This is a genomic window from Yoonia sp. (assembly GCF_030731595.1).
Lineage (GTDB): Bacteria > Pseudomonadota > Alphaproteobacteria > Rhodobacterales > Rhodobacteraceae > Yoonia.
Genome location: NZ_JANQTS010000106.1, coordinates 66,432 through 81,044, shown reverse-complemented (window position 1 = coordinate 81,044; position 14,613 = coordinate 66,432). Strand labels below are relative to the sequence as shown.

Sequence of the window (14,613 nt, the reverse complement as noted above, 5' to 3'; positions counted from 1 at the left end):
TCTGGCGATAAGACACAGCCTGCTTGGACAGGTCATCATAGATGATCAGCGCGTGGCGGCCGTTGTCGCGGAAGTGTTCTGCCATCGCAGTTGCAGCATAAGGTGCAAGGAACTGCATTGGCGCAGGATCGGAAGCGGTCGCAGCAACAACGATCGTGTATTCGATCGCGCCAGATTCTTCGAGCTTCTTCACCAATTGCGCAACAGTCGAACGCTTCTGGCCGACAGCGACGTAAACGCAGTACAGTTTGTCATACTCGGTGGTCGCTGCATCGTTGTAGGATTTCTGGTTCAGGATCGTGTCCAGCGCCACAGCAGTTTTACCTGTCTGGCGGTCACCGATGATCAATTCGCGCTGGCCACGGCCAATCGGGATCATCGCGTCAACGGATTTCAGACCGGTCGCCATCGGTTCGTGAACCGATTTGCGCGGGATGATGCCCGGTGCCTTACTGTCGGCAACAGCGCGCTTCTTTGTGTTGATCGGGCCTTTGCCGTCCAGCGGGTTGCCAAGGCCGTCAACGACGCGACCCAGCAATTCGTCACCAACAGGGACGTCCACGATGGACTTGGTGCGCTTAACAACGTCACCTTCTTTGATGTCGCGGTCGGAGCCGAAGATAACCACACCGACGTTGTCGGCTTCAAGGTTCAGAGCCATCCCGCGGATACCACCGGGGAATTCGACCATTTCACCAGCCTGAACGTTATCAAGGCCGTAAACACGGGCAATACCGTCGCCAACGCTCAATACGCGGCCAACCTCGGCCACTTCGGCATCTTGACCAAAGTTTTTGATCTGGTCCTTCAGGATCGCAGAAATTTCAGACGCTTGGATCGCCATTATCCGACCTCTTTCATTTTGTTCTGGAGTGCGTTGAGCTTGGAGGCAATCGACGTGTCGATCATCTTCGAGCCCACTTTTACAATAAGACCGCCGATGATGGAGGCATCGACGGTTTCTTTGATGGTAATCGTTTTGCCCACTTGAGCCTTGAGTGTTTTTGCAAGCTTGTCAGCCTGCGCCTTGGTCAAAGCCTTGGCAGTCGTGACTTCAGCCGTCACTTCGCCGCGCTCTTCGGCCAGACGTTCCTGCAAGACCGCAAGAAGTTGCGGCATCACAAACAAACGGCGCTTGGCGGCCATCAGGGACAACAGATTGCTCGTGGTGTCCGAGAGTTTCATTTTCTTCGCAATTGCAGCGATGGCTGATGCCTGCTCGTCCCGGCTGTAAAGCGGAGAAGTCAGCAGTGTGCGCAGATCGGCGCTTTCAGTCATTGCGGCGTCCAAAGCGGCAACATCCGCTTCGAGTGCTTTAATGGCCTTGCCTTCTTTGGCAAGGTCAAACACCGCTGTCGCATAGCGCTGCGCGATGCCTGTGGAGATACCAGCAGTTTCGGACACGTCCACCCTTCCGATGTCTTGGGCCCAGCTTTACCAGACCCCAGAGTGATGGGGCAGCAAAGGGGCAGCTTGTTTGGCCCCCGTTTACACGAAAGCGTCAAAATCCTGCGCCATGTAGCAGACGTCCCATGGTGTCGCAAGCACCCTACGAGCAGATTCCGCTGTTCAAGAGCGCATATGGGGTGAAGGTGTGAAATGAACAGTGGTTTAACCGAAAAACGACGCAGTTTTCGCCACTTTTTGGACCATAAACGAAAAAAGCACGCGACCTGACCGGACACGTGCCTTGAATAAAAAGTTGGTTCATTCGTTACATCGGCTGGCGAAGACGCTGAACCATGGATGACGGGCCCGAAACAGTGCCCAAAACAGAACGATCTGACGCCTCCGACAGTGCCGAAGACCGATTCTCTTGTCAGGGCAGACTATTTGTCGCAGCCAAAGTCACCCATGCGCCAGCGTTCATCACCCGCAGCTCTTCTACGTCTTTGACCCAGGCCAACCAACCAGTGCGCGGCGTCACGAAAAGCCAACCACCCCCACTGAAAGTGGCGATCCTGCCGCCTTGGCCAGACCAGGCACCCAAAGGTGACGCGCCCAGCGCCCAGGCCTGCCCTTCGACAGGCGATCCCGGCGGGGTATTGGCCCCTGTGTCTTCAAGCGCGAGCTGCACGATCGTATCAAGCAGTTCTATCGCCTCATTATGGGTCACGTGCTTTTGTGCCTGCGAGGGCATGATGAAAGGTAAAGACAAATTCGGGGTCTGATCTGGCATCGGTTTCGCGCCTTCCGCAAAAAGTGAAATCACGCGCAGTATTCCCGCATCATCCTCAACGCTCTCTTGCAGGACCGTCCGATGGTTAACCCATCCTTAAGACCTCGTAGCGCAGAAGTGGTTAACGACAGATTGATGAATTGCGTGAGGGCTGATGACGAAACGTGCGCTAATTACCGGAGTAACCGGGCAGGACGGGTCTTATCTGGCCGAACTTCTGCTCCAAAAAGGCTATGAGGTCCATGGGATCAAGCGCCGCTCTTCCTCGCTGAACACGGAACGGATCGACCACATCTATCAAGATCCGCACACCGATAATGCCCGCTTTCAGCTGCACTACGGTGATCTTACCGACAGCTCGAACCTGACTCGGATCATGTCAGAGGTGCAGCCGGACGAAGTTTACAACCTTGGTGCCCAATCCCATGTCGCCGTGAGTTTTGAAGCGCCCGAATACACCGCAGATGTCGATGCGCTCGGGACCTTGCGGTTGCTCGAAGCGATCCGGTTCCTGAAGCTGGAGGGCAAAACGCGCTTTTATCAGGCATCGACATCGGAACTTTACGGGCAGGTGCGCCAGACCCCACAGACCGAATCCACGCCCTTTCACCCGCGCAGTCCTTATGCGGTGGCCAAACTCTATGCCTATTGGACCTGCGTGAACTACCGCGAGGCTTACGGGATGTTCGCCTGCAACGGTATTCTGTTTAACCACGAAAGCCCAAGGCGCGGCGAAACCTTTGTCACCCGCAAGATCACGCGCGGGTTGGCCCACGTGGCCTTGGGCCTGCAAGACTGCCTTTATCTGGGCAATATCGACGCGCTACGTGATTGGGGGCACGCCAAAGACTATGTGCAGATGCAATGGCTCATGCTGCAACAGGACCGGCCAGAGGATTATGTGATCGCAACTGGCGTACAGCATTCCGTGCGTGACTTCATCACATGGACCGCCGCAGAACTGGGCATGACGCTGGAATTCAGCGGGACCGACCTGCGCGAAGTTGCGACCGTGACAGCCGTCAATCACAATCGCGCGCCCAATGTCCGGGTTGGCGATGTGGTGATGCGCGTCGACCCGCGCTATTTCCGACCTGCCGAGGTTGAAACGCTGCTGGGCGATCCTTCGAAAGCCAAGGCGCAGCTTGGCTGGATCCCGAAAATCACGCCCCAACAGATGTGCGCCGAAATGGTCGGCGAAGACGTCAAGATCGCGCAGCGGCACGCCCTTTTGAAAAGGCACGGCATGGACACGCCCGTCGCGGTCGAGGCCTAGCCATGCGGATTTATCTGGCAGGACATCGCGGCATGGTAGGCAGTGCAATCCTGCGCAAGCTGATCATCAAGGGCGGGCAGGACATTATTACAGCAACGCGGGCAGAGCTTGATCTGACAAATCAAGCGGCGGTACGGGACTTTATGCAGGCCAAGCGGCCGGATATGGTCATCATCGCCGCGGCAAAAGTGGGCGGTATCCTGGCCAATGACCGCCAGCCCGCCAGCTTTCTGTCCGACAATCTCTTGATCGCTACCAATCTGATCCAACAGGCGCACGGCGCGGGTGTGCAGCGCCTGATCCAGCTGGGATCTTCTTGCATCTATCCCCGCGATGCACCGCAACCGATCCCGGAAAGCGCTTTGCTCAGCGGACCGCTCGAGCCGACTAATGCGCCCTATGCCATCGCCAAGATTGCAGCGATCAAACTGTGCGAAAGCTACAATCGGCAGTTTGGCCGCGACTACAGATCGCTGATGCCAACCAATCTTTATGGGCCGGGCGATAATTTCCACCCTGAAAATTCCCATGTCCTACCCGGACTGTTGCACCGTTATGACGCCGCTGCGCGCAGCGGCCAAAAGACTGTCACCATCTGGGGGACAGGCACCCCGCGCCGCGAATTTCTGCATGTGGACGACCTGGCGGAGGCGGTGCTGTTTACCATGGCGCTGCCATACCGGGACTATGCGGCCGCAACCACGCCGGAGCAAAGCCATCTTAATGTCGGGACAGGCAAAGACATCGCGATTCTGGAAGTGGCGCAAATGATCGCCAAAGTCACAGGGTTTCAAGGTGAAACACGCACCGATCCGTCAATGCCAGACGGCACCCCACGCAAATTGCTTGATACCAGAGCAACGACCCGGCTTGGCTGGACCCCGCGCATTTCACTCTGCGACGGCCTTGCAGAAACCTATGCGTGGTATTGCGCCGAACGCGCGGCAGGGCGCAGCTTGCGCGCCTCGTGAACTTGGCTAGAGCACGGCTCATGCACCGGGTGCAATGATAGATTGCACGCGGTGATTGGCCGCTTACGAATACTGGCCGATACATCACCCAAACTGATTAAATGCACCCTGCGCCATCAAGCACAGAGTGCACTGAAGACAAATCGTTAACCGTCACAACTCAGTACTTCCCCGAGATTTCGTCTACCGGACTGCGACAGACTTTTCTGTGCGCTTTGTCACAAAGTTTAACTTCTTCAAGATAATCCTAGATTGGCTCGTAAAGCATCAAGGCCGTTGGCCAAAGTCGTATGCGCAATGGCGGGTGAACCAGCCTCCACGTAAATCCGAAGCTCGGGCGCATTCCCTGATGGACGCAGATGAACGATACGCGCATCATGCAACGTCATTCGCAGCCCGTCGGTCTCGTCTACTGCGACACATTTGCCATCGAGTTGTTCCAGAAACGCGGATCGGGCGCTGGAGTCTTGGCGCAAAGCGGCGATAAAAGGCCCCGACTGTGCCGCATCGATGTCTTGCAGCCGATCCGCAACGGTAAAGCGCGCAGGCTCTGCCGCGACCAGAGAAGCGACATCGGTTTTGGCGGCTTTGGTCAGGACGCAAAGAAGTGGCAGCAAAGCATCGCGGGTCATCAGCGCAGGCAGCGGAGCCGTTGGACCCTTGGCGGCAAATCCGAGCAGAAAGCCACCGTTTGCCTCATAACCAACGACACAGCCCTTTGCCGCCTGCATCCCGGCAATCACATAGGGTGACCCGATCTGCGTTCTCAAGACATTCTCAAAACATCCGGATAGGCCAACGCCAGAATTCGAGGAAACGGGTGTGACGACCGTATCAGCACCAAGCACCGCTGCGGTGATCTGGCCCAGAATATCGCCGGGCACGATATCGCCGTGTTGATCCGTCATAAGCGGCCTATCCCCATCTGCATCGGTAGAGACGATGGCGGTCAGGTCATGGGCTTGCGCCCAACTCCGGAGCTGCTGCCGCACGCCATCCGATACGGCCTCTGTATCGACTGGAACAAAGACATCGGACCGACCCAGAGGAATGACCGTCGCCCCAAGGTCTTGCAGCAAGGTAGACAAAGTATCGCGCCCCACCGCGCTGTGCTGGTACACACCAATAGATTTGCCATCCAGCGCATTGCGAAAAGCATTGGCATAGCGGGCATGATAGGCGGCGGCGGCCGTCGGCAAGTCAATGATTTCTGCCGGAGAAGCCCGCATCTGCGGTGCGCCCAAGGCCCCGGTGATCGCGCCCTCTTCGTCTTTCGTGATCTCGCCTTGCGGGGTGTAAAACTTTAGCCCGTTCCGATCCGCCGGAATGTGACTGCCTGTGACCATGATCGCACCTGCACCGGCCTCTATCGCAGCAAGCGCAAGCGCAGGGGTCGGAATGGGCCCACAATGGAAAACCCGAACGCCTACCTCCGCGGCGGCCCGGGCCACAGATTTGGCCAGATCCGGCGACGACGCACGTAAATCATGACCCACAAAAAGACCGGCACCTGTGTCGCAAGACGCAGCAAATGCATGCACATAGTTTGATACACACGCTTGCGTCAGTTCAGTCACGAGACCACGCAGGCCGCTAGTGCCAAATTTTGGGGCCATTCTTGCTCTCCACTTGTCTGCGTAAAGCATGGCACATGCGCTGATCGCAAAGAACCGAAAATCAGAAGCGAAATTGAAGTAATTGCAGATTAAACGTCATGCGGGCGCCGTATTTCGGTCACGGACCCGCCAACACCCATCGCAAGGATAGACATTCTTCTGACGACGCTCGGTTCTGGGGGGGACCTGTCATGTCATCTTTATCTTTTGTGTCATACGTCACCGGCTCCGGTGATCTCGGCCATTCTCGTATCACCGATCTTGGGATCGTCGAGACCGGAGGTGCAACGCATCTCTATAGCGGGACACGCTACGATGGGGTGTTGCGCCAATGGATTATCGACAGCGGGCCGCTCACCATCGGCGAAGACCTTGCCTATGAAGGTGGCGACCGTCCTGGTGGCGTTGCTGGCTTTGTTGCGATTTCGGGGCAGAATGGCCCGCTTGTGATCACCGGCGGCAGTCAGACCGCACCGCTGCAAACAGTCGGGATCAACATCGACGGCACTTTCGGCGCTACAACACCCCTTGGGACACTTCCCAGTCATTTTGGCGGATTTCAACTTGGCAGCACGCTTTTACTCGACGACGGCAGCCAGATCGTTTTTGGCGCGTTGGCGGGCATGGGTGGGCTTGCGCGCCTGCGCTTTGACGATGACGGCACATTGCTGAACCACAGCATTCTTTATGATCCTACCCCCATGACGACCAGTCAGATCGCAGCGATAGCCACGGTCACGATAGGGAGCCAGAACTATGTCTTGACCACAAGTGCGGCGCAAAACGGCCTGACCGCCCGTCAGATTGATCAGGGTGGAGCTGTCATGGCGCAGCAGACAATCGGTGCAGACGACGGCCTATGGATCAGCGCCCCGACCGCGCTTGACATCGCAACCGTAGGCGCCAGCACCTATGCGGTTCTGGGCGCTGCCGGCTCGGGCAGCTTGAGTGTGATCGAGATTGGCGCCGACGGCGCTATGATTGTGCGCGATCACATCCTTGATTCAAGGGACACAAGGTTCGGCGGGGTCACATCTGTTGAAATCATCCAAACCGGCGACAAGACCTATGTCATTGCCGGCGGTGCCGATGACGGGATATCGGTTTTTGTGCTGCTGGAAGGCGGGCTGTTGGTCCATCGCGCAACAATCGAGGATACTGTCGACTTTGGCCTCGACAATATCAGCGCACTGGCCGGACATCAGAGGGTGGCAGCGCTTGACATCTTTGTGGCCAGCAGCAGCGAACCGGGGATCACGCAACTGCGGTTCGACACCGGATTGGCGGGGGTGACTGCGACGGCACCACAGGCAGGCGGCGTACTGACAGGCACCGCGGGCGGTGACATCCTGCAAGGACATGACGGTGACGACACAATCACCGCGGGCGGCGGTGCTGATATTCTGCGTGACGGGCTTGGCTCTGATGTCATGACCGGAGGCGCTGGCGCTGATCTTTTCATCCTCAGCGCGGATGGCGTGATTGACACCATAACCGATTTCACCATCGGAGAGGACAAGATCGACCTGTCACTTTGGCCTATGCTCCGCGACATCAGTCAGCTGTTCATCTCCATCACCACAGACGGGATGCGCATCACCTATGGTCAGGAAGTCCTTTTGGTACAAAGCGCCAACGGGGGGCCGATTGACTATCGCGACCTTGCTACGACTGATCTGATTGGCGCATCACGCCTGCCTGTGGGGATCACGCCGGGATATCCGGGGCCTGCGACCCCGCTTCCGACTTTCGGTGATCCGGCACCTTCTGATCAGGGTGGACCCAACAACATGCTCACCCCTTTGTTCCAGATCGCTGCCGGCAATCTGGACAGTCTTAGGGACAAACTGAACGCAGGCGGTTACTCGGTGGCGCCGGGCTTGGTGATTGATGGCGACAGTCTGTCAGAGACCGTGACCGGCGGCGATCGGTCTGATCTGATCATGGCCGGGGATGGCGACGACCAGATCAACGCAATGGCCGGGAATGACACTGTCTTTGGGCGCGATGGCGCGGACCAGATCGACGGCGGAGACGGTGCTGATACACTGCTTGGTGGCAATGGCGCTGATGACATCCGGGGCGGGAACGGACAGGATCTGCTGGATGGCGGTGATGGTGACGACAGGCTGGACGGCGGCGCAGGCGACGACATCTTGTTCGGGCGCGCCGGCGCGGACACCTTTGTTTTCAGCGGCGGCGCAGACCGCATCGCGGATTTCGAGCAAGGTGTCGACGAGCTCGTACTGGATCCAAGCCTTTGGACAGGGCTGACATCAGTTGCCGACCTTCTGTTTGTCTATGGCAGTTTCGACGGCGATACCGCCACCATAGACTTGGGTGACGGGAATATCTTGCGGGTCGAAGGAGTCATCGATCCGTTGACCTTTGGCGACGATATCAGCCTTTTTTAAGGTCAGTTCCCGGTCACGAGGCGGCCGAGCGTATTGGTCAGACTGAAGAGTGTGAGCGCAGGCCCAAGTGCGCTTTCGGTACCATAGATCAAATCATCCCCCTCCAACATAAAGTTCCCTGCTGAAAAAAGGCCGTCCGCTGTGGTCAGATCGATGGTAAAGACCACCCGTTCTTTTGGTGGCCCTTTGATGCCATCGGACACGGCACTGGGCGCGTATTCACGCAAGATCAAGATACCTTCGGGGTTGGCACTGCCTGCATTCACGCCACCGACAAGGGAAAGCGCCTCGAGGGCGGAAAACTCGGTTTCAGGGAAATCAAAAATGGCTTGCGCACCTGTCGCCCCCAGAGCGATGAATTTGCGCTCATCGTCCTCGATGAAAATGCGATCACCCCCGCGCACGGCAATGTTGAACTGTGGCTCCTTCAAAAGCCGCTCAAACGGGATGCCAAAGGTCTGGCTACCCCGGACCAAACGGACCTGCGGCGAGCGCAGTTCAGGGCTCGGGCCACCGGCCTGCGAGAACAAATCAAGGATTTTGACGTTCCTGTCTGGCAGCGGGTAAAGCCCGGGCGCGCTAAAGCCCGATGCGAGGTTTGCTGTATTCCCGCGGCCCGGTTCGACCTCCAACTGTACCTGCGCCGAAGGCACGGTCCGGATCAACTCTTCTTCGATGCGCGTGCGTGCTGTAGCTGGCGACATCCCCGAGATTTGCAAATTTCCGATATAGGGGACAAATATCCGCCCATCCGAACTCACAGAGGTGGGTTGCAGCGGCGTGATCCCTGCGGGGCCAAAAATCGAATCTTCTTCGGCGTCCCAGATTGTCATCTGCACAGTGTCACCGGGGGCAATCAACAACGAGGCAGGCTGTTCCTGTGCCAAAGGCCAAGGCCGGGTCTGTTGCCCCGTGACCGGCCAGCCTTGCAGAACTGGCAGAGTATCGCGGCCGACCTCATAGACGGCAAAATCATAAACAGGCTCTTCACCGGCTGCGGCTGTATTTGCGTTGGAAGCCGCCAAAACCTCAGACTGGAAGCCGGCACCCCGTGGCAAACCACAACTTGCAAGAGCGCAACAAGCAATGACAGCAACAAACTTTTGACCTAGCAAACCAGATTCCTTCCGAGCAGTCCAATTTCACTATACCCTAAGCTGCAAAGGTGACAGCATACCATTGATGAAATGAGTGAATAACAGTGCTTGATGGAAATGCATCAAAAATCGACCGCGATGCCCTTTTTCTCCCAATCGCCGTATCGGACAGGTTCAGGCCCATCACGCCCACCCAATTCCGTTGGCAGTGCTTTTGCCTTGGTATTCTTGCGGCGCTCTTCGGCCTCTGCAAGGGCGCGTTTTGCGGCCGGTGGCAGGTTGGCTGGCTCTTGGGTCACGGGGACGCTCTCCTTGTGGGTCACATCAGATTGATATACCCCCCGTCCACCCAGCTTCAAGTGAGACATCCATGAGTCAGACAGGTCTGCCCGCCCGCCGTACAGCACATCATCTGCTCATGCAGATCACCGGCGAGGGTCGCTTGATGGCAGAATTGATTGCGGGTGGCGCATTGGCGCAACTGGAAAACGACGACCGCGCACGGGCGCAGCGTCTTGCGACAGATACCTTGCGCGGCTTGGATCGCGCTGACCGGATGCTCAAGCCCTACCTCAAGAAAGCACCGCCCGATCACGTGATGAACGCCTTGCGTCTGGGGGTGATTGAGCTTTGTGGCGGCGCGGCGGCTCATGGGGTTGTGAACGCCTATGTCGAGATCGTTGCCCGCAACAAGCGCACGCAGTCGATGAAGGGCCTGACCAACGCGGTTCTGCGCAAGATCGCCGAGGAAGGCCCCGCAGGCTGGCACAAGCGTGCAATTCCGCTGACGCCCGGATGGCTGCGCCAGCCCTTGGTTGCGGCATGGGGCCGCGATGCGGTGACAGGAATGGAGGCTGCCCATTTCGCGGGCGCATCGCTGGACCTGACCGCCAAAACCGATGCCGAAGCTGTTGCACGTGCTGTCGGCGGGGTCGTCTTGCCGACCGGCTCTGTCCGGATCGCAAATGCAGGACAAGTCAGTTCTTTGCCAGGCTATGCTACCGGTGACTGGTGGGTACAGGATGCGGCAGCGGCCATCCCCGTCAAAGTGCTTGGGGATGTCAAAGGGCGCAAAGTGCTGGATCTCTGCGCAGCCCCGGGCGGCAAAGCCATGCAGCTTGCCGCAGCAGGGGCTGACGTGACCGCGGTGGATGTATCTGAAAAACGTATGGAACGCGTCGCAGAAAACCTTGCCCGCGTCGGCCTGCAAGCCACGATCGTAGTCAGCGATGCCTTTGCCTTTGCGCAGGACGGCTTTGACGCCATACTGCTAGACGCCCCTTGCTCGGCCACCGGCACCATCCGCAGGCATCCCGACCTGCCCTATGCCAAGGATGGATCTGAATTTGCGGAACTGATCGCACAACAAGAGGCGATGATTGACCACGCGCTCGGCCTTCTCAAGCCCGGTGGCCATCTGGTTTTCTGCACCTGCTCTTTGTTGCCCGACGAGGGCGAGGTGCAGGTCGAAGACGCTTTGGCGCGGCATTCTGATCTGAGCTGCGATGCCGATGCGCTGCGTATCCCCGGCATGGACCCTGCATGGATTACACCCGAGGGCGGCCTGCGGTTAAGGCCCGACTACTGGCCGGAATTGGGTGGCATGGACGGCTTCTATGTGGCTGTTCTTCGAAAGGCTGCGTGACTTAGGCTGCAGCATTTCCTATGGTCTGCGCAAGAACAGCCATCGCAAGGCAAATCAGGGCCGCTCGACGTGAATCAGACACATACTTGGCAAGCACGCCGGACCAGATTCATGCATCGGGTTCACGCCCGCCGCGCGGCCCGTACTGCGGCAACAACGTCCTTTCTATTTGCCCCCGAACCCCGAACCATTGGTGTCATCGCGCGCGGGCAGCAGTTGATCGTGGGGAACTTCCTGTTTTCCGGCCTCTTGGTGAAGGCACCAAACAGGTCCATCTGGGATATCGCACCTGACAACGAAACCGTCGAAGATGAAATTCAGGGCTGTGCATGGCTTGATGATCTTGCCGCCCTTGGCGATGAACGGGCCCGCGAGCGCGCGCAGTCTTGGGTTTTCGAGTGGATCAACCGCTACGGCGATGGCCGCGGCAGCGGTTGGACACCTGACCTTGTCGGGCGCCGACTGATCCGCTGGATCAACCATAGCCAATTCTTGCTGCACAGACAGGAACAAACGGCAGCGGACCGGTTGCTCCAAAGCCTCGCGCAACAAACGCTTTTCCTGTCGCGCCGCTGGAAAACCACTGCACCCGGTCTGCGTCGGTTTGAAGCGCTGAGTGGCATGATCTACGCGGGTCTCTCGTTGGACGGGATGGAGCACCATGTCGATCGGGCGGTCAGCGCGCTCGCCCATGATTGCGACACGCAAATTGACGCAGAGGGTGCCATCGCCACACGCAATCCCGAAGAATTGCTTGAAATCCTGAGCCTGCTGCATTGGACCATTCAGTCACTTGCTGACGCGGGCCACAAGTTGCCGCCCCAGTTGATCGGCGCTGTAGAGCGGATCACGCCGACACTGCGCGCAATACGACATGCAGACGGTGGGCTTGCGCGCTTTCACGGTGGCGGGCGTGGCATTGAAGGCCGGCTGGATGCTGCCTTGGCAGCCTCCGGTGTGAAAACCTTGCCAGAGCCGCGTTTGTATATGGGATATGCGCGTTTGGCGGGCGGACGCACGTCTGTCATCGCGGATGCGGCCGCGCCACCAAGCGGGCAGGCTTCGGCTGACGCGCATGCCAGCACTCTGGCGTTCGAGCTGACCTCCGGGCGCAGGCCAGTTATCGTGAATTGCGGGTCTGGCGCGCGCTTTGGCGATGCTTGGCGCAGGGCAAGCCGCGCAACGCCGAGCCATTCAACGATGATGATCGAAGGTGTTTCTTCCTCGCATCTTGCAGCCAAGGATCGCTTGACCGGCAGCAGCGAGTTGCTGACGGACTTGCCCACCCGCGTTCAAGGCCGCGTTGTCGATGGGGAGACAGGGCGCAAACTGGAACTGTCGCATAATGGCTATCAACCCACTCACGGGCTGACACATGCCCGCATTCTGCAACTCTCGGTCGACGGACGCGCGCTCGAAGGCGAAGACTTGCTGACCACACTTGATCCGACGGACGAGGCGATTTGCGACAAAGCGCTGGCGATTGCGGGGATTCCCTATGTCCTGCGCTTTCATCTTCACCCGGATGTCGACGCCTCGCTTGATCACAGTGCAACGACAGTGCGTTTAACGCTAAAGTCAGGGGAAGTCTGGCGCTTTCGCCATGATGGGACTGCGAAACTCAGTCTTGCGCCGTCCATTTATCTGCAAAATGGACGATTAAAGCCGCTTGCAGCGCAACAGGTGGTTTTATCCGGTCACGCAATAGCCTATGCGACACGCGTCCGCTGGTTGCTCGCCAAAGCCCAAGACACGCCCAATGCGGTGCGTGATCTTGTGCAGACCGATCCGTTGGACGCTGTAGACTAGCCTCCGGGGACCCATATGACTGACCTTGCACCACTGCGCCGCGCTTTACTTTCTGTGTCCGACAAGACCGGGTTGATTGACCTTGGCAAAGCGCTTGCCGCACGCGGGGTTGAATTGTTGTCAACCGGCGGATCGGCAAAGTCCTTGCGCGAGGCGGGCCTAGAGGTGCGCGATGTCGCGGATGTCACAGGCTTTCCCGAAATGATGGACGGGCGGGTCAAGACGCTGCACCCTGTTGTGCATGGCGGCCTTTTGGCGCGCCGCGATCTGGAAGGCCACCGCGATGCGATGATTGAACACAACATCGGCCCGATCGATCTGTTAGTGGTCAACCTGTATCCGTTCGAAGAAACCGTCGCCAAGGGTGCCGACTTTGACACCTGCATCGAAAACATCGACATCGGCGGCCCTGCGATGATCCGCTCTGCCGCGAAGAACCACGCTTTTGTCACTGTCGTGACCGACGTTGAAGACTATGCCGCTTTGCTGGCTGAACTTGATGCCAACGACGGGCAAACGACTTTGGCGCTCCGCCAGCGCCTTGCGCAGACCGCCTATGCCCGCACAGCCGCCTATGACACCGCTGTGAGTACTTGGATGGCGGGCGCGATTGGAGCGGACACTCCCCGCCGCCGGTCGTTCAGCGGCACATTCAAGCAAACCATGCGCTATGGGGAAAACAGCCACCAATCGGCGGCCTTCTATACGGATGGCACGAACCGTCCCGGTGTGGCCACCGCTGTGCAACATCAGGGCAAGGAATTGTCCTATAACAACATCAACGACACCGACGCGGCCTTTGAACTGGTCGCAGAATTCGACCCCGCAGAAGGCCCTGCAGTCGCGATTATCAAACATGCCAACCCCTGCGGCGTGGCGCGTGGTGCAAGTTTGCTCGAGGCTTACCAGAATGCCTTTGACTGCGACCGGACCAGTGCCTTTGGCGGCATTGTCGCGCTCAACCAACCGCTGGACGAGAATACGGCCAAGGCCATTGTGGAAATCTTCACAGAAGTCGTCATTGCACCAGGCGCATCGGAAGCGGCAAAGGCCGTGTTTGCCGCAAAAAAGAACCTGCGCCTGCTGACCACCGATGGTCTGCCCGACGTGACTGCCCCGATCACTACATACCGCCAAGTGGCGGGGGGTATGTTGGTGCAGGACAAAGATACGGGTTTTGTCGGCATGGACGATCTGAAAGTCGTCACGAAACTTGCACCGACAGCGGCGCAAATGGCCGACCTGCTTTTCGCGTGGAAAGTGGCCAAGCACGTGAAATCCAACGCTATCGTCTATGTCAAAGACAAGGCCACTGTGGGCGTCGGCGCAGGCCAGATGAGCCGCCTTGATAGCGCGCTGATTGCCGCCAAAAAGGCCGAACGCATGGCCGATGCGATGGGACTGTCCGCACCTCTCACGATCGGGTCGGCTGTTGCCTCTGATGCATTTTTCCCTTTCGCGGATGGGCTGATGGAAGCCGCTGCTGCCGGTGCAACTTGCGTGATCCAACCGGGCGGATCGATGCGCGATGATGAAGTAATTGCTGCCGCAGATGCTGCAGGAATTGCGATGGTGTTTACCGGCATGCGCCACTTCCGACACTAGG

At 58.2% G+C, this 14,613-nt stretch carries 11 protein-coding genes and 1 pseudogene; 6 read left to right on the top strand and 6 right to left on the bottom strand.

The window, feature by feature from the left end; all coding sequences use genetic code 11:
* From NWQ23_RS13405 to NWQ23_RS13395, 3 genes and pseudogenes are all read right to left on the bottom strand, one after another.
* Positions 1-844: pseudogene (locus tag NWQ23_RS13405) on the bottom strand (F0F1 ATP synthase subunit alpha); the annotation flags it as partial.
* Positions 844-1,404, bottom strand: a complete 561-nt coding sequence (locus NWQ23_RS13400) for a F0F1 ATP synthase subunit delta (protein ID WP_306166879.1) — start codon at positions 1,402-1,404, stop codon at positions 844-846. The pseudogene NWQ23_RS13405 and the gene NWQ23_RS13400, both read right to left, overlap by 1 nt.
* Before the next feature lie 415 nt (positions 1,405-1,819).
* Positions 1,820-2,179: a DUF2793 domain-containing protein gene (locus NWQ23_RS13395; protein ID WP_306166878.1), complete on the bottom strand. Its 360-nt coding sequence runs from the start codon at positions 2,177-2,179 to the stop codon at positions 1,820-1,822.
* 154 nt (positions 2,180-2,333) lie between these two features.
* Here NWQ23_RS13395 and gmd point away from each other — a divergent pair, with 154 nt between their 5' ends.
* Positions 2,334-3,455, top strand: a complete 1,122-nt coding sequence (gene gmd / locus NWQ23_RS13390) for a GDP-mannose 4,6-dehydratase (RefSeq protein WP_306166877.1) — start codon at positions 2,334-2,336, stop codon at positions 3,453-3,455.
* Positions 3,456-3,457: 2 nt separating this feature from the next.
* The gene (locus tag NWQ23_RS13385) at positions 3,458-4,426 is read left to right on the top strand and encodes a GDP-L-fucose synthase (protein WP_306166876.1); all 969 of its coding nucleotides are present in this window, start codon (positions 3,458-3,460) and stop codon (positions 4,424-4,426) included.
* A 236-nt stretch (positions 4,427-4,662) separates the two neighbouring features.
* On the opposite strand, the gene NWQ23_RS13380 is transcribed toward NWQ23_RS13385, so the two are convergent.
* Positions 4,663-6,042, bottom strand: a complete 1,380-nt coding sequence (locus NWQ23_RS13380; protein WP_306166875.1) for a phosphomannomutase — start codon at positions 6,040-6,042, stop codon at positions 4,663-4,665.
* 191 nt (positions 6,043-6,233) lie between these two features.
* On the opposite strand from NWQ23_RS13380, the gene NWQ23_RS13375 reads away from it, so the two are divergent.
* On the top strand, positions 6,234-8,456 hold the full coding sequence (locus tag NWQ23_RS13375) for a calcium-binding protein (protein ID WP_306166874.1): 2,223 nt from the start codon (positions 6,234-6,236) through the stop codon (positions 8,454-8,456).
* 2 nt (positions 8,457-8,458) lie between these two features.
* On the opposite strand, the gene NWQ23_RS13370 is transcribed toward NWQ23_RS13375, so the two are convergent.
* Both NWQ23_RS13370 and NWQ23_RS13365 read right to left on the bottom strand, forming a co-directional pair.
* Positions 8,459-9,481 carry a polysaccharide biosynthesis/export family protein gene (locus tag NWQ23_RS13370; protein WP_306166873.1) on the bottom strand — a complete coding sequence of 341 codons (1,023 nt, stop codon included), beginning with the start codon at positions 9,479-9,481 and terminating at the stop codon, positions 8,459-8,461.
* Positions 9,482-9,675: 194 nt separating this feature from the next.
* Positions 9,676-9,852: a DUF1674 domain-containing protein gene (locus NWQ23_RS13365; RefSeq protein WP_306166872.1), complete on the bottom strand. Its 177-nt coding sequence runs from the start codon at positions 9,850-9,852 to the stop codon at positions 9,676-9,678.
* A gap of 71 nt (positions 9,853-9,923) precedes the next feature.
* On the opposite strand from NWQ23_RS13365, the gene NWQ23_RS13360 reads away from it, so the two are divergent.
* The 3 genes from NWQ23_RS13360 to purH all read left to right on the top strand — a co-directional run bounded on the left by NWQ23_RS13360 (position 9,924) and on the right by purH (position 14,612).
* Positions 9,924-11,198 (top strand): RsmB/NOP family class I SAM-dependent RNA methyltransferase, encoded by a 1,275-nt coding sequence (locus NWQ23_RS13360; protein ID WP_306166871.1) that lies wholly within the window; start codon positions 9,924-9,926, stop codon positions 11,196-11,198.
* A 111-nt stretch (positions 11,199-11,309) separates the two neighbouring features.
* Positions 11,310-13,007: a heparinase II/III family protein gene (locus tag NWQ23_RS13355; protein ID WP_306166870.1), complete on the top strand. Its 1,698-nt coding sequence runs from the start codon at positions 11,310-11,312 to the stop codon at positions 13,005-13,007.
* A 15-nt stretch (positions 13,008-13,022) separates the two neighbouring features.
* Positions 13,023-14,612, top strand: a complete 1,590-nt coding sequence (gene purH / locus NWQ23_RS13350; protein WP_306166869.1) for a bifunctional phosphoribosylaminoimidazolecarboxamide formyltransferase/IMP cyclohydrolase — start codon at positions 13,023-13,025, stop codon at positions 14,610-14,612.
* Position 14,613: the final 1 nt, after the last annotated feature.